Source organism: Planctobacterium sp. R6 (assembly GCF_055755215.1).
The window spans coordinates 13,974-29,387 of record NZ_JBVTQY010000032.1; the positions used below are offsets into that span (position 1 = coordinate 13,974).

At 48.0% G+C, this 15,414-nt stretch carries 13 protein-coding genes; 4 read left to right on the forward strand and 9 right to left on the reverse strand.

Features of this window, described 5'->3' with window-relative positions; all coding sequences use genetic code 11:
• The first annotated feature begins 470 nt into the window (after window positions 1–470).
• The 4 genes from AC0J20_RS17400 to AC0J20_RS17415 all read left to right on the forward strand — a co-directional run bounded on the left by AC0J20_RS17400 (window position 471) and on the right by AC0J20_RS17415 (window position 7,099).
• Window positions 471–1,376, forward strand: a complete 906-nt coding sequence (locus AC0J20_RS17400; protein WP_229527920.1) for a diguanylate cyclase — start codon at window positions 471–473, stop codon at window positions 1,374–1,376.
• 224 nt (window positions 1,377–1,600) lie between these two features.
• Window positions 1,601–3,073 carry a glycoside hydrolase family 28 protein gene (locus AC0J20_RS17405; protein ID WP_473022689.1) on the forward strand — a complete coding sequence of 491 codons (1,473 nt, stop codon included), beginning with the start codon at window positions 1,601–1,603 and terminating at the stop codon, window positions 3,071–3,073.
• A 37-nt stretch (window positions 3,074–3,110) separates the two neighbouring features.
• Window positions 3,111–4,553, forward strand: coding sequence for a glucuronate isomerase (gene uxaC, locus AC0J20_RS17410; RefSeq protein ID WP_473022690.1), 1,443 nt, complete (start codon window positions 3,111–3,113; stop codon window positions 4,551–4,553).
• Between the two features lie 20 nt (window positions 4,554–4,573).
• Window positions 4,574–7,099: a glycoside hydrolase family 88 protein gene (locus AC0J20_RS17415; protein WP_473022691.1), complete on the forward strand. Its 2,526-nt coding sequence runs from the start codon at window positions 4,574–4,576 to the stop codon at window positions 7,097–7,099.
• 56 nt (window positions 7,100–7,155) lie between these two features.
• On the opposite strand, the gene AC0J20_RS17420 is transcribed toward AC0J20_RS17415, so the two are convergent.
• From AC0J20_RS17420 to AC0J20_RS17460, 9 genes are all read right to left on the reverse strand, one after another.
• Window positions 7,156–7,791: an RpiB/LacA/LacB family sugar-phosphate isomerase gene (locus tag AC0J20_RS17420; RefSeq protein WP_229527916.1), complete on the reverse strand. Its 636-nt coding sequence runs from the start codon at window positions 7,789–7,791 to the stop codon at window positions 7,156–7,158.
• Between the two features lie 142 nt (window positions 7,792–7,933).
• Complete coding sequence (locus AC0J20_RS17425) at window positions 7,934–8,911, reverse strand: family 43 glycosylhydrolase (protein WP_473022692.1); 978 nt, start codon at window positions 8,909–8,911, stop codon at window positions 7,934–7,936.
• Window positions 8,912–8,923: 12 nt separating this feature from the next.
• A complete protein-coding gene (locus AC0J20_RS17430; RefSeq protein WP_473022693.1) occupies window positions 8,924–9,733 on the reverse strand; it encodes a rhamnogalacturonan acetylesterase in 810 nt (269 codons plus the stop codon).
• A gap of 3 nt (window positions 9,734–9,736) precedes the next feature.
• Complete coding sequence (locus tag AC0J20_RS17435) at window positions 9,737–10,774, reverse strand: LacI family DNA-binding transcriptional regulator (RefSeq protein WP_229527913.1); 1,038 nt, start codon at window positions 10,772–10,774, stop codon at window positions 9,737–9,739.
• Between the two features lie 57 nt (window positions 10,775–10,831).
• Window positions 10,832–12,130, reverse strand: coding sequence for a TRAP transporter large permease (locus AC0J20_RS17440; protein ID WP_229527912.1), 1,299 nt, complete (start codon window positions 12,128–12,130; stop codon window positions 10,832–10,834).
• Window positions 12,130–12,621: a TRAP transporter small permease gene (locus AC0J20_RS17445; protein WP_473022694.1), complete on the reverse strand. Its 492-nt coding sequence runs from the start codon at window positions 12,619–12,621 to the stop codon at window positions 12,130–12,132. Before AC0J20_RS17445 ends, AC0J20_RS17440 begins: the two co-directional genes overlap by 1 nt.
• A gap of 10 nt (window positions 12,622–12,631) precedes the next feature.
• On the reverse strand, window positions 12,632–13,600 hold the full coding sequence (locus AC0J20_RS17450; protein WP_473022695.1) for a TRAP transporter substrate-binding protein: 969 nt from the start codon (window positions 13,598–13,600) through the stop codon (window positions 12,632–12,634).
• A gap of 4 nt (window positions 13,601–13,604) precedes the next feature.
• A complete protein-coding gene (gene kduI, locus AC0J20_RS17455; protein WP_229527909.1) occupies window positions 13,605–14,450 on the reverse strand; it encodes a 5-dehydro-4-deoxy-D-glucuronate isomerase in 846 nt (281 codons plus the stop codon).
• A 14-nt stretch (window positions 14,451–14,464) separates the two neighbouring features.
• Window positions 14,465–15,229: an SDR family oxidoreductase gene (locus tag AC0J20_RS17460; RefSeq protein WP_229527908.1), complete on the reverse strand. Its 765-nt coding sequence runs from the start codon at window positions 15,227–15,229 to the stop codon at window positions 14,465–14,467.
• Between the last annotated feature and the right edge of the window lie 185 nt (window positions 15,230–15,414).

Genomic DNA, 15,414 nt, shown 5'->3' on the forward strand with positions numbered 1-15,414 from the left:
TTAATTTATACAAACTTGCTACCGGTGGCAATGTTTTTTGTAAAAAATATGTTATTTATTTTTTAAAGACAGTGTTTATGTATCGAAATGAAAACTGGGAAACTTCCTTAAATCATTGAAATACATGCGTTTAAATTGCAATTTGTTATTTTGATGTTAATTCCATGTTGACATCACCTGTTGCTTTGTTAAACAATTGCTACCGGTGGCAATTGGGGTTTTCTGAAATTTTCCGCCGTCACAGGAGAGGGCATATGTTGCCCGGGCCTGAAGGCAAAAATTCTGATTCATTCCCTAAAGTAGGTAACTAATTCATCCGGTAGCGAGTGGTTATTGCTGACGGGTAGGCGCAGGTAAAAAAGCAAAGTAGATATTCTGAAGCGTCACAAAAAGATGCGATTGCTTCACCCTGAAAAATGTACCGACAGAAATCGCAATGCTGCAAACATCCATTGATAGTGAGACAGTTTATGTTCCGTAAAATCGTTTTTTTGATGTTAGTTTTAATGTTGTCAGCAACATCATCGGCAGCGGATCTGCAAGTTGGTATCAACAAAGTCAGGGCGCAAAACAATACCTACATGTTGAATCTGTTGAAACTGGCATTGAGCTACAGCGACAAGCCTTATCAGTTTGTCCAGACCAATGACAGGTTATCAAAAGATGCCCAATATCAGGCTGCGTTGCATGGCACTATCGCGGTGTTCTGGGGAGGGACTTCTCCCGAGCAGGAAGAAACCTTTATTCCGGTGCGAATTGATGGCTATCGCGGTCTGATGAGCTTGCGTTTTATGATTATCCGGGCTGATGAAATCGCCCGGTTTAGTCAGATCAATGATGTTAGTCAGCTGCTTGAAATTAGTATGGGGCAGGGACGCGGCTGGAAAGATGGCGACATTTTGCGTTCCGCAGGATTTACCGTCGAGCTGTCTTCCAAAAAGAAAGGCTTGTTTCACATGCTGGAAGGAGGGCGCTTTGATGCCTTTCCCAGAGGCGCCACCGAAGCCTGGGCAGAAGTAGAAGCAAATAAAGACTTGTCCCTCGCTGTTGAAGAGCACCTGATAATTCGCTATCCATTACCCACCTATTTTTTCGTCAACAAAAACCGTATTGAACTGGCGCAGGATATTGAACATGGATTGATGAGCGCGTTGCAGGACGGTGAATTTGACCGCTTTTTTTACAGCAGTGATCGAGTACAGCGTTTTTTACGTCGGGCGAACTTACAGCAGAGAAAAATCATTGATCTGAACAATCCGTTCTTAACGCCCGAAGCGATCGACAGCCGTAAGTACAACTTATCGGTGGAAGACTTAATTCAGGGGTGGCAGCGCATTCAGCAGGGTGAGTTTGCATTGCAGTCTGACGAATCCTGAACAGATCGGATTATTGCATAGTGCCAGATTGGCAAATTTTACATTAACAAAATATTGACAAACTTCGGGCCATTAAGGAATAATTGCCACCGGTGGCAATGTGAAGTTTGACATTATCTGGCAACACTAATAGCCATCTTGTCCAAACAGGACGTGTCTGGTGCCCGGCGCATTAAGCTGGCATGGTAAGGGCAAAAATGGTTTTAATATCAAAAAGGTAAACTATGACGTTCAACAGAAGACAGCTTTGCAAAGGGGTGATAGCGGCAACCGCGTCGTCGATTTTTTCCGGCTGTGCGACTTTACCGCTGGCAAAAACCAGCGATACAGCGCAGAACAACTCGCAAAATTCGATACATGACTGGCAAAGAGCGGATGAAATCCGCAAAAATACTATCGTACCCACATTCCCGGCGAAGCGTTTTGTGTTAACTGACTATCAGCCAGAGAACCAGTCAAATGATTATACGCAGGCGTTTGCTGATGCGATTTCGGCCTGCCACCAACAAGGCGGTGGTAAAGTTATTGTGCCGCCAGGTGTATATCCTACCGGCCCTGTTCACCTGCTTTCCAATGTTAATCTGGTGATAGAAAAAGGTGCTGACGTACAATTTATCCCAGAACCCGAGCGCTATTTACCGGCGGTATTTACCCGGTGGGAAGGCATGGAATTAATGGGTTATTCACCGCTTATTTATGCCTATAAACAAACTAACATCGCGATAACCGGAAAAGGTACGTTATCCGGTGGCGCAGACAATCAAACCTGGTGGCCCTGGAAGGGCCCGCACAAGGAAAAACATTGGGATCTCATTCCCGGAGAAGATCAAAAGCCCGCGCGACAAAAGCTGATGCAGGATGTGGAAGACGGCGTTCCGGTAGCACAGCGTCAGTACGCCGATGGGGCCTTTTTGAGACCGCCCTTTATTCAGCCTTACGATTGCCAAAACGTATTGGTGCAAGGTATCACGATTAAGGATTCTCCGTTTTGGTTATTGAATCCGGTGTTGTGTAAAAACGTGACGGTAAACAAAGTGAAGTTTTTGAGTCATGGCCCCAATAACGATGGCTGCAATCCGGAGTCATGTGATCATGTGGTCATTGAAAACTGTATTTTTGATACCGGAGATGACTGCATCGCAATTAAATCGGGTCGCAATAATGACGGACGTCGCTTAAATACACCTTGCCAAAATCTGGTAATAGCCAACTGTAATATGAAAGAAGGTCACGGCGGAGTCGTGGTGGGCAGTGAGATTTCCGGCGGCGTTAATCATCTTTACGTGGAAAACTGCGTTATGGATAGTCCACATCTTGAGCGTGCGATTCGCATTAAAACCAACTCTGTCAGAGGCGGTAAGCTTGAGCATTTCCGCTATAGAAACATTACCGTGGGCAGAGCCAAAACCGCTATCGTGATTAATTTTTATTACGAAGAAGGCGATGCCGGGAAATTTGATCCCACCGTGCGAGATGTGGTGATTGAAGACCTGGTATGTCGGGACATTTTGGTTCGTCCCTTTAATATTCAGGGCTTTGAACGCAAGCCCATTTACGACCTGACCCTGAAAAATTGCCACTTTCTCAATGAGTCGCCGAAATCTTCAATTGTCAGGAATATCAATCAATTTGAATTACACAATGTCAGTATCGCCGGCAAGACGATTGACGCTGCACAGTTAATTTCAAACAGTTAAACAAGGCCGTTAGGGCCATTAGCAATAGGATCGCATCATGCGTCAAACCAGAACTAAACTTAATTTACATCCGGATCGTCTGCTTTCCAGTGAACCCAGTGTGGTGGCTGTGGCCAGAGAACTCTATCAGGACGTTAAGGATCTGCCCATCATCAGCCCACACGGACACACTGATCCTTCTTGGTTTGACGAAAATCAGAACTTTGACAATGCAACCGCACTGCTGATTAAGCCTGATCATTATGTATTTCGCATGCTCTATAGCCAGGGGATTGCACTGGAAACACTGGGTATTCCCCAGCATGGATTAAAAGGCGATATGCAGGCATCCAGAGATGTTGATCCGGTGGCGGTCTGGAAGATCTTCGCGCAAAACTACTTTTTGTTTGCCGGCACACCTTCGGGGTATTGGCTGGATTCTACCTTTGCCAACGTATTTGGCTTTGATGAAAAGCTCTGTAGCGAAAACGCCATGGAGTACTACGACGAAATTAACCGTCAACTGGTGCAACCGGAATTTCGCCCGCGGGCCCTGATGGATAAATTCAATATTGAACTCATTGCTACCACAGAGGGCGCTCTTGACGCCTTGCCGCACCATCGCAATATTGCCGGTACGGAAATGGAAAAGCGGGTTGTGAGTACATTCCGCCCGGACGATGTAGTGGATGCCAGTCGTGAAGACTTTGTCGCTAATATTGAGAAGTTAGGTGAAATCACCGGCGAAAATACCCAAACCTGGCAGGGTTACCTGGATGCCATTCGCTCCCGTCGTGCTTATTTTAAAGCGCACGGGCGCATTACGGCTACCGATCATGGGCACCCGACGGCGCGCACTGCCGATTTATCCAAACAGGAATGCGAATCCTTGTTTGCTACCTGCATTAATGGCCAGGCCGATGAAGCACAACAAGAGCTTTTCCGCGCGCAAATGCTGACCGAATTGGCGGGTATGAGCATTGAAGATGGCCTGGTGATGCAAATTCACCCTGGCGCACACCGCAACCATAATCAACAGGTGTTTGACCGTTTTGGCCGCGATAAAGGCGCAGATATCCCTTCCAATACTGAGTATGTCAATGCCTTGAAACCCTTGTTGGCAAAATATGGCAATGATCCTCGTTTGAACATCATCTTATTTACTCTGGATGAAACCGTCTACAGTCGCGAATTGGCGCCATTGGCCGGGCATTATCCGAGTTTAAAACTGGGTCCCGCATGGTGGTTCCACGACAGCCCGGCAGGCATGCTGCGTTTCAGACAACAGACCACCGAAACGGCCGGCTTTTACAATACGGTTGGTTTTAATGATGATACCCGGGCATTTTTGTCCATTCCCGCCAGACATGACGTGGCAAGACGGGTGGATTGCCGCTACCTGGCGGAGTTAGTGTGCAATCATCAAATCAGCTTCGATGAGGCAAAACAGATTGCATATCAGTTAACTTACGGCCTGGTTAAGAAGGCGTACAAGTTTTAATTTACAGTAGGGAGAAGATCATGAAATTCGCTGCCTCTACGCTCACTCGGGCGTTATCTTCGGTCATCCTTGGCGCCGCTATAGTGGGATGCAATAATGCAGCCCAAATCCCGGCGGGTGACGCTGCGGCACAATCTGCTGCCAAGAAAGAAGCTGCGCTTGTAGCCAGTGCCGAAGTACACAACCCATCCGACTTTGCCCGCCCGGAAGAAGTGCTTTATTTTAGTTATTATGACCTGGGGTTGAACGGCGAGTCGCATCAGCTTAACGTGCGTAGCGACAACGAAACGCTGCAAGCGGAGCAGGCCGATAAAGATTTAGATGGCCAGGCCGACGGGCTTTATGTCGTGGTGCCTTTGAAGGCGGCTGAAACCCGGCATATTGAAATAACACACAGTGCCCAAAAATCTGCACTGGTGAAACGCACACAGGCGGAAATAGCCACAAAACAAGGTGGCGAATGGCAGGCCCATTCAAAATATCCCGATACCCAGTTTAAAGAATATGTGGGTGGTGAGTTTGTTAATCAACAACAGGTAAGCCCACCGGAGCACTATACGGACCATTCAAACTGGATACGCTACGAAGGTCCAGGTATTGAATCTGATCAGGTCGGTTATCGCATTTATCTGGATCACCGCAATGGCTTTGATATTTTCGGTAAGCTGACAACAGATGTAGCACTGCAACAGGTAGGGCAGGACGGTTATGCTTCATACCATGATATGCAGGATTGGGGCATGGATATCCTCAAAGTAGGAAGCTCATTAGGGGCTGGCGGTTTTGGCCTGTGGCAGGATGAGACGTTACATCTGATCAGTGATGCCAGCCAACGCACGGCCACTATTTTGGACAATAGTGCTTTACAATCCGCCTTCAGTATTGATTATCAGGGCTGGAAAAGTCCCGCCGGGGAGCAAGATCTGGCGGCAACCTTTGCCATGCAAGCGGGCAGTCCGCTGGTGAATGTAACACTGGACTTTCAACAGTCTGTGTCGCAAATGGCGGTGGGTGTGGTAAAACACAAAGACACCGAATTATTGCAGGGTAATACCAATATTACCGGCACAGCTTACACTTACATTGCCAGTTGGGGTAAACAATCACTGGATGGCAGTATGTTAGGCATGGCAGTGTTCTTTCCGCGTACATTGCTGGACGAGGTTACCCAGGATGAGGCAAATTATCTGGCGATTTTATCGCCAGAAGAGCGTGCCGAATCCGAGCCTATGGCCGCACAATTAACTTATTCTTTTGCGGCTGTTTGGCAACCTCAAAGTGGTATTGCCGATAAACAGGCCTTTAAAGACTACCTTGACAACACCGCTGAACAACTAACGCAACCGGCACGGGTTAGATTGAAAACGCAGCGTGCTGTAGCCGCTAAACAACAATCACCCGCGCTGGAAAAGCCACTTTACTGGAGCCAACAGTTGGCGGACAGTGAACTGGAACGCAAAGGCTATGTTTATGCCCATGATGGCTGGGATGTGAATCGCCAGCGACCGCCTAAGTTTGAGTATGATATTGTCGGGCTTTATCCCTATGCGCTTTACGAATTGGCGAAAGCCACCGATGAAGCCAAATACAAAGAGGCTCTGCATCAAATTACAGGCAGCTTTATCAGCGATGATGGCAACATCAAACGCTATAAGCAGTCGAACTTTAATATTGATTCGGTAGCTCCTGGTCGTTCGGTGCTGGCTTTGTATAAAGAAACCGGAGAACAAAAATACAAACAAGCGGCTGATATCTTAAGGGCGCAACTGGTGTCCCATCCGAAAACATCGGAGGGCGCTTTCTGGCACAAGAAAAAATATCCTCACCAGTTGTGGTTAGATGGCGTTTATATGGGTATGCCATTTTTGGCGGAATACAGCCTGATGTTTGAAGATGGTCACAGTCTGGAAGAAGTGGTTAAAGAGTTTGAACTTACTCATCACTATCTGAAAGATGCCACAACCGGGTTGTATTACCACGCCTGGGATGAAGCCAAACAGCAAGACTGGGCCGATTCCGAAACCGGCTTGTCAGCGCATTTCTGGGGAAGAGGCCTGGGTTGGTTAGCCATGGCGCTGGTGGATGTACTGGAAATTATCCCCGAAGATAAAGCACAGTTGCGCATGCCTCTGATCACTATGGCAGAAGAGTTAGCGCTGGCGCTGAGCAATAGCCAGGACGAAACCGGCACCTGGTGGCAGATTATGGATAAACCGGGCGCCACAGGTAACTACCGGGAGTCCAGTGGTAGCGCCATGTTTGTGTACTTTCTGGCGAAGTCCGTGGCCAATGGTTACATTGCACCTGAATACCAGGCTGTTGCTGAAAAGGCTTATGAAGGACTGATCAGCGAATTTGTGCTGGTTCATGACAATGGCGAGATCAGTATGACTAATCAGTGTTATGTGGCTGGTTTAGGCTTTGGCCGTGATGGCAGCTATCAATATTATATGTCTGAGCCGGTCTGGCAGAATGACCCGAAAGGCACCGGCCCCTTCATTTTAGCCGGTATTGCCATGCAGCAAATGCTGCAACCTGTACGTTAAAATAAAAAAAGGGGATAAGCGCTTCAGGCGCTTATCCCCTCTCAGATTTCTTATCTTCAGGCTACGAATTTATTGACAAACGCAGCGATGTTTTCATCCTGGCAATGGGTGAAAAAGCAATCCTGAAAACGCGGACCACCAACTGCCTGTTTCACCAATTCTTCATCGATACTATTCAGTGCTTCAAGGTAATCTTTGGCCACATCTTGTTTGAGCTGACTGAGAATACCGGCATTGGTTACCTGTGATTCTTTGCGTTCAGCCGGATAGCCCTGGCCGGTAACACCGGTAAAGGCTTTTTCGAAGATATAACGAATATTCAACTCTGCACCCCAGCCAAAACCTTTGGCAAAGGGCAGGGCCAGTGCATTACCGTTGTTGATTTGGGCAAAAAGGTAAGCGTCTGAAGGGTCAATACAATAGCCACATACCACACCTGGAAAGGCGTTGGCGGCCATCAGTGCGCCCTGACCGGTACCACAACCGGTAACCACAAAGTCGACGGCTTTACTGTTTAACAACAGGCTGGCTATGATGCCAAGGTGAATGTAAGTCAAACGGTGGTCATTATCACCGTCCATGCCCACATTAAAAATGCTGTGGCCCTGGTCATAAGCAACAGCTTCTAATTGTTCAAGTACAATCGGGTTTTTGGCGGCCTGACTAAACTCGTTCATTAAGGCGATTTTCATACTGCAAACTCCTGAGTGTTAAAAAAGAATGATTTGATTCAGGCAACATAATGCCACCGGTGGCACTGTGTTGCAAATTAATCCCGGAATAACCCATAACAATCGACTTGTTCGCTGTTATCGGCATAGGGCGAAGAGGCGGCTATTTCATAACCTTGTCGGCAAAATCGCGGATACCACTGTCTGTGCGTTTTACAGGCTGAATGGTGCCATCTTCATTAAAATACAGATATTCGGCCGTAGAATGGCGCTGTCTTTTGTGACAGTCTGAGTCAGTGGCCTGATACCAACGGTGGTAAAATAACAGCCATTGCCCCTGATACTGCACAATTGAGTGATGATTATTGGCCTGGTGTTCCTGATCCATTATCTGTCCCTGGTATTGCCAGGGGCCAGTGGGTGACGTGGCCATGTAATAGGTGAGCACCCGATTATTTTCCGGCATGGTGTAGTAGTAATAGTCGCCACGTTTAAATACCCAGGGGCCTTCCATTTTGGGCTCATAGCCGCCCATATCCATTTTGATTAAATCCCCGTCAATGGCGAGCATATCATCCTGCATTTTTGCTACATAGTAATCGTGATTTTTACCATGAAAATACAACCAGGCAGTGCCATCGTCATCAATAAACAGACTGGGATCATTGGCATAGGGTTCGGTCCACAAAGGTTTGCCGATCGCATCCTTAAATGGGCCGGTGGGGGAATCACTGACGGCAATGCCAAGGCCCATCCATTTGGTGCTTTTCTCCGGGTTTACCCTGTCTTTAAAACCGGTCCCGGCGGGAAACACCAGGTAATACTTACCATTTTTGTAGGCAGCATCCGGAGCCCAGGCGTAGTTATCGGCCCAGCTCAAATCGTCAAGGCTGAGAATAACCCCGTGATTGGTCCAGTCTTTCAGGTTTTCTGATGAGAACGCCATCCAGTCCTGCATGTGGAAGTCCGCCTGGCATTCCATATCATGGCTGGTATACAGGTAAAGTCGACCATCTTGCCAGACATGAGCTGATGGATCGGCAGTTCTGAGGCCTTCTCCAAGCTCTAACGGATTAGCCATAACCGGATTTTGAGATAGCAGTAACCCTACGGCGGCGGCCGCAATACGTTTTTTAAACATGATAAAAGCCCTTTAGTAACTGAGTTTCAGGTGTTTGGGATCGGTTTCCCGAAGGAATTGCAGTAGTGGATGTTCCAATGTGCGTAATTGTTGCAACACCAGCTGTGCCACTTCACGGGCACCTAATTCGTTAAAATGCGTGTCGTCACGCACACCATTTGGATAATTGGGATGCAGACCCGGTGGAATATGCATAAAGCGCAAGCGGGACAGCGCATCGCCCTGAGCTTCAAAATAGGCCCGGGTGAGAGTATCCATATCCAGTAATAACACCCCGGTTTGTTCCGCCACCTGTCTGACATACTCACTGTAAGGGTGGGTGAGTTTTATGCTGCCCTCTTCGTTAAAGTAACGACGGGTTACCGGTGTCATCAATATCGCATGGGCTTGTTTTTCCCGCACTTGCCGGATCATGGTTGTCAGGTTTTGTTGATATTGTTCCGGTGTGGTGTATCGGTCTTTCTTGCGTTCTACTTCGTCATTGTGACCAAACTGGATAAACACAAAATCACCCGCCTGGAGGTTGTCGTATATCTGTTGCCACAAGCCCTCACTCATGAAGGTGCGGGTACTACGACCATTTTTAGCCAGATTGACAATGTTCAATTGGTCTGAAAAGAAGTGGCTGAAAGGTACACCCCAGCCGGTTTCCGGCAGGTCTTTTGGGTGCTTAATGGCCATCGTGGAATCACCCGCCATAAAAAGTTGCTGGCTCATGACAGTGGTACTGAACATCAGACTTATCAGGCTAACCAGGGTCATGACTTTTTTACACATCAGTGCTTTTAAACTGCTGGCGGTCAGGCGGCGTGGTAAAGGCATTTATCAACTCTCTTTATCAGGTGGTGTAACGGTAGAATCGCGAACGATCAGATAGGGCGTAACTTCCCATTCCAGTTTTTCATTGCTGGCTTCAGTGGCAAACGAACGGATTAACTTTTTAGTGGCTAATGAGGCAATTTGCTCAACCGGACGGCGAATGGTGGTCAGAGAAGGTATCATTCGTGAGGCGATGATGTTGTCATCGAATCCCACCAATGACAATTGCTCCGGGATGGCAACGCCACAGTCTTTTGCGGCCCGCATCACACCGGCTGCCATTTCGTCATTATTGGCATAAATTGCACTGGGATAGGGTTGTTGCGCAAATAACTGTTTTGCACACTCAATGCCGCTTTCGTAACTATTCTGGCCTTCCAGAATCCGTTCTTTGGGCACTTCGTGACCTTTCTCTTTTAAAGCGCTGCACAAACCTTCCAGACGCTCCGTTGAAGAGCAAAAATGTAACGGACCAGAAATAATGGCAATGTCATCATGTCCCAGTGTTACTAAATGCTCGGCGATTTCGGTCATGGCTTTGCGGTCATTTGAAATCACGATATTGCTGTGATCATCTAAGTCTGCAGAGGCGATCCGCACATAAGGAAAATCGCGCTCCTGCAGGGCTTTAGCTAACTCCCGACTTTCAGACACCGGTGGCAAAATTAACACGCCGTCAACACGGGAACGATGGATAAAACTAATACAATCTTCAATAAAGTCGGCATTGTTCCAGTGGCAGGGGTGAACTACCAGTTCAAACCCCAGCTTGGTACAGACTTCTAACGCGCCACGTTGCACCTGGTCGATATAGAGGGCATCCGGGTTATCGTAAATCAGTCCCAACAGGTAAGACCGTTTGGAGGCCAGGCCCCGGGCTTGTTTGTCTGGCTGAAAATTCAGCTCGTCGATAACTTGTTGAATTTTAACGCGGGTTTTCTCACCCACCAGCGCCGAGTTGTTGATAACCCGGGAAACCGTGCGTTTTGAAACGCCCGCTACTCTGGCGACGTCGTTTATGGTGGTATTGCTTTTCTTATCCATTCTTATTGTCAATGCTTTAGGCCTATCGGTCGAGTCTATCACAGGTTTTCGTGTGCATTACATCAGGTCAAACCATCTTGGCAGTATTTCACTGATCGCGGGCACGTAGGTCACCAGCATCAATACCAAAAACATTACCAGGTATAGCGGTAACATGGGTTTAATGATGCGATGAATTGAGGTTTTTGCCACGGCACAACTGACGAACAGGACACTTCCCACCGGTGGCGATACCAGTCCGATGGACAGGTTCAGTACCATCATGATACCGAACTGAATAGGCGACATGCCCAGTTCCATAGCGACGGGTAAAAATATTGGTGTAAAGATTAATACTGCCGGGGTCATATCAATAAAGGCGCCCACCAGGATTAAAATGATATTGATCAGCAACAGGATCATGATGGGGTTGTCGCTCAGGGTCAGTAAAAAGTCGCTGATGGTTTGCGGAATATGGGCATACGACAACAACCATGACATCGCTGATGAAGCACCAATGATCAACATGACAATTGCGGTAGTTTCACTGGCTTTGAGCAAAATACCCGGCAACGCTTTAAAATCGATTTCCCGATAAATACCCACTGACAACACCAATGCGTACAACACGGCTATAGCACCGGCTTCTGTAGCGGTAAATACCCCCATGATAATGCCGCCAATCACAATGAAGATAAGCAACATACTGGGCAATGCCGCCAGTACTTTTTGCATCGCAATTTTTAGTGGCAGGCGGGCAGCCACCGGATAGTTATTGCGCATGGCGTAAATCACGCATACGGTCATCAGTGCCAGACCCAGTAAAATACCAGGTAGATAACCGGCGATAAACAGGGCGGCAATGGATACACCGCCGCTGGCGATGGCGTAAATGATCAAAATATTTGACGGTGGGATCAGCATTCCCGTTGTAGCGGAGGTGGCTGTAACAGCAGCAGAGAAATTTTCGCTGTAACCGTGCTTTTTCATTTCCGGGATCATGAAGCTGCCGATAGCCGACGTGGCAGCAACGGCAGAGCCGGAGATGGCACCAAACATCATGCAGGACATCACATTTACCAGTGCCAGACCACCTGGCAGCGAGCCAATGAGGGCCATGGCACATTCAATCAGACGACGTGCAATGCCTCCTTGTCCCATTATCAAACCAGACAGAATGAAAAACGGAATAGCCAGCAGGGCAAAACTGTCGATACCCCCCGCCATTTGTTGTGCAATGGTGGTTGTCGCGGGCACAAAGTCGATGTGAAACAACATCGCCAGTAAGGTGGCCAGCGCGATACAGATAGAAATAGGGACATTAATAAATAGCAGGGCAAAAAATACCGCCACCAGAATCAGTGCAGTGATATCCATTACAGTTCTCCTTTTGCGACTGACTGGAACAGCAATTGTTTAATGTTGTTGATACAAAACAGGGTGATCAGCGCGCCTGAGAAGGGGATGACGCTGTAAATCCAGCCCATTTGCCAACCCATTGCCGCAGAAATTTGGTTGAGCTCCAGGGTAATACTCACCAGCGAAATGCCACCAAACACCATAATGCTCAGGGCGAAAAACATCACCAGTACCTCGATCAGCAATCGCACTTTGCGTTGCGCCTGGGTGTTGAGTTTCTCCAGAAATAAATCCAGACCCAAATGTGCCCGGGTTTTATAGGCGTAGGCAGCGCCCAAAATACCAATCCAAATTAACAGAAAGCGTGCCAGTTCTTCGGTTATCGAACTGGGGGCACGCAGTGCAAAACGGGAGAACACCTGCCAGCTGACGGTAATCACAATGGCGGCCATCATGAACATTAATAGCTTTTCCAGAAGCTGACAGATCAGATGTAGAAGATGAGACATGATGGTTTACCTACATGTTTTTAATTTTGATGATCTGATCTCCCACCGGCGTACCAGCGAAAGACTGATGAAATTCCGCCACTTTTTCCTGAAAAGCCGCTTTGTCGGGATAGGTGACAATAACCCCTTCTTTTTTCACTGTGGCCAATGCCTCATCGGATGCCTTTTGCCACAGCGTTTTTTGGTATTCCACAGAGTCTGCCATGGCCTGTGATAACCAACCTTGCTGTTGCGGGTTCAGGCTTTCCCATACCGGTAAGCTGGCCAGAATGATATCCGGGACAAAGGTGTGTTCATCAAGACTGTAATAGCGGGCTATTTCGTAGTGACGGGACAGGTAGTAACTGGGAGGATTGTTTTCGGCACCATCCACTACGCCTTGTTGCAGCGCGGCATATAATTCACCCCAGTTAATGGGGGTTGCAGCACCGCCCAGGGCGTTGACAGTCGCCATAGATGTCGGACTGTTTAACACCCTGATTTTTTTGCCGGACAGGTCGTCAGGGCTATTTATCGGCCCATCGACGGTGTAAAAACTGCGGCTTCCGGCATCGTAATAGCCCATGCCTTTAAGCCGCGCTACCCGTGCTTTTTCTAACAACGACTGACCGATATCACTGTTGAGTACTTTCCAGTAATGTTCCCGGTCCCGGATCAGGTAGGGCAGACTGAAGATTTTGATCTCAGGTACAAACCCTTCCAAAGAGCTGGCGGATACCTTGGTCATCGCCAGACTACCGATTTGCAGTAGTTCCACCAATTCCCGTTCTGAACCTAACTGACCGCCAGGGTAGATCACCAGTTCCATGGTATCACCGGAATAGTAGGCCAGACGTTCAGCCATGTGTTCCATCGCGATGTGCACCACATGGCGGGTGTCTAACGTGTGGGCCAGGGTTAATCGGGTTTTATTCGATTCCTGGCCGCAGGCGCTCAGCAGCAGGACAAAGAGCGCCAGTATGGTCTTTTTAATCATCATAATCTTACCTAAGCGCTTCGGGTGGGTACTTATCCATATCGTCGTAGTCCAGGTTTTCACCGGCCATACCCCAGATAAAACTGTAGTTTTGTGTGCCACACCCGGAATGGATAGACCAGGGCGGTGAAATAACCGCTTGTTCATTGTGCACCCACAGGTGACGTGTTTCTTCGGGTTCACCCATAAAGTGACAGACAGCCTGTGACTCGGGGACTTCAAAATAGAAATAAACCTCGTTGCGACGATCGTGCTGGTGAGCTGGCATGGTGTTCCAGACACTGCCGGGTTTTAAACAGGTGATCCCCATTTGTAACTGACAGGTGGGCACGACCTTGTTGATCAAGGTTTGATTAATATTGCGCTCATTGGAGGTTTCCAGGCTACCCAGCTGTAATACATTGGCTTCAGCCAGGGTGACCTTTTTACTGGGATATGTTTTGTGTGCCGGTGCTGAATTCAGATAAAAGCGTGCCGGTTGTTGTGGATCAACACTTTCAAAGCTTACATTTTGGGTACCTCTGCCCAGATACAGTGTATCTTTATTGCCCAGTTCGTAGCGTACTTCATCGGCAATCACAACCCCATCACCGGCGACATTGATGATGCCAATTTCACGGTTATATAAGAAGTAGGGGGCTTTTAACGCGTCTAAGGTGTCCAGTGTCAGGGATTGATGTACCGGTGCTGCACCACCAACCATGAAGCGTTCGTAATGGGTGTAAACCCAGCTAATGGCGTCTTCCTGCATTAACTGGTCTGCCAGGAATGCCGAGCGAAGTTGCCCGGTATCCATGCTTTTAACTTCATTGGGTCCAATGGCGTAGCGGTTTTCAAAGTGAGTTCGGGTCATTTTATTACACTCCTTTAGCGTGCCAACCAGCCGCCATCAACCGCCAAAATATGACCGTTGACGTAATTACTGGCATGAGATGAAAGAAATACGGCGGCACCAATCAGATCTTCCGGTTCGCCCCAGCGAGCAGAAGGTATACGATTCAGGATTTCTTTGTTACGCACAGGATCGTCCTGCAGCGCCTGAGTGTTGTCGGTTTTAAAGTAGCCAGGTGCAATTGCATTGACCTGAATATTGTGGCTGCCCCATTCATTGGCCAGTGCTTTGGTCAGACCTGCAACCGCGTGCTTACTGGCGGTGTAGGCGGGAACTGTTATGCCACCCGTATAAGACAGCATCGATGCGATATTGACGATTTTGCCCTGACCTGCAGAAATCATGGCTGGCGCCAGTTTCTGTGCCAGTAAAAAGCTGGCATCCAGATTTACCCGCATGACGTTTTGCCACTGTTCGTAGGGGTAGTCCACTGCCGGGCTGCGAAAAATGGTGCCGCCAACATTAATCAATATATCGATACAGGCATGTTGGCTCAGGGCCGTATCGGCAAGACGGGTAACGGAATCTACATCGCTTAGGTCAGCGGCGATTTGTGTTGCTAAACCACCGGCCTCATGAATGTTGTGCAGGGTTTCGTCACAGCCATTGTCTCTGCTGCTACTGCAAATAACCTGAGCGCCGGCAGCCGCCAAACCTTCAGCGATTTTTTGGCCCAGTCCACGACTGGCTCCGGTAACTAATGCGACTTTATCAGAGAGAGAAAACATTGATGAACTCATCACAACTCCATATTTTTAAATTGAGGGTGCCTTCACAGATAAGGACTATGCCACAGACATGTGGCGTCAACATCTGATTAACAAGTTAATAACTTGTTGTATTTTTTGCTACCGGTGGCAAAATGTCAAATAATAATTGCTACCGGTGGCAAAATCGCGTAATTTAAATAGTATTCAGCCTCCGG

What these genes read in the sequence shown, in the direction of transcription:
- AC0J20_RS17400 (WP_229527920.1), top strand. Translation starts at nt 471, where the DNA reads ATGTTCCGTAAAATCGTTTTTTTGATGTTAGTTTTAATGTTGTCAGCA.
- AC0J20_RS17405 (WP_473022689.1), top strand. Translation starts at nt 1,601, where the DNA reads ATGACGTTCAACAGAAGACAGCTTTGCAAAGGGGTGATAGCGGCAACC.
- uxaC (WP_473022690.1), top strand. Translation starts at nt 3,111, where the DNA reads ATGCGTCAAACCAGAACTAAACTTAATTTACATCCGGATCGTCTGCTT.
- AC0J20_RS17415 (WP_473022691.1), top strand. Translation starts at nt 4,574, where the DNA reads ATGAAATTCGCTGCCTCTACGCTCACTCGGGCGTTATCTTCGGTCATC.
- AC0J20_RS17420 (WP_229527916.1), bottom strand. Translation starts at nt 7,791, where the DNA reads ATGAAAATCGCCTTAATGAACGAGTTTAGTCAGGCCGCCAAAAACCCG.
- AC0J20_RS17425 (WP_473022692.1), bottom strand. Translation starts at nt 8,911, where the DNA reads ATGTTTAAAAAACGTATTGCGGCCGCCGCCGTAGGGTTACTGCTATCT.
- AC0J20_RS17430 (WP_473022693.1), bottom strand. Translation starts at nt 9,733, where the DNA reads ATGCCTTTACCACGCCGCCTGACCGCCAGCAGTTTAAAAGCACTGATG.
- AC0J20_RS17435 (WP_229527913.1), bottom strand. Translation starts at nt 10,774, where the DNA reads ATGGATAAGAAAAGCAATACCACCATAAACGACGTCGCCAGAGTAGCG.
- AC0J20_RS17440 (WP_229527912.1), bottom strand. Translation starts at nt 12,130, where the DNA reads ATGGATATCACTGCACTGATTCTGGTGGCGGTATTTTTTGCCCTGCTA.
- AC0J20_RS17445 (WP_473022694.1), bottom strand. Translation starts at nt 12,621, where the DNA reads ATGTCTCATCTTCTACATCTGATCTGTCAGCTTCTGGAAAAGCTATTA.
- AC0J20_RS17450 (WP_473022695.1), bottom strand. Translation starts at nt 13,600, where the DNA reads ATGATGATTAAAAAGACCATACTGGCGCTCTTTGTCCTGCTGCTGAGC.
- kduI (WP_229527909.1), bottom strand. Translation starts at nt 14,450, where the DNA reads ATGACCCGAACTCACTTTGAAAACCGCTACGCCATTGGACCCAATGAA.
- AC0J20_RS17460 (WP_229527908.1), bottom strand. Translation starts at nt 15,229, where the DNA reads ATGAGTTCATCAATGTTTTCTCTCTCTGATAAAGTCGCATTAGTTACC.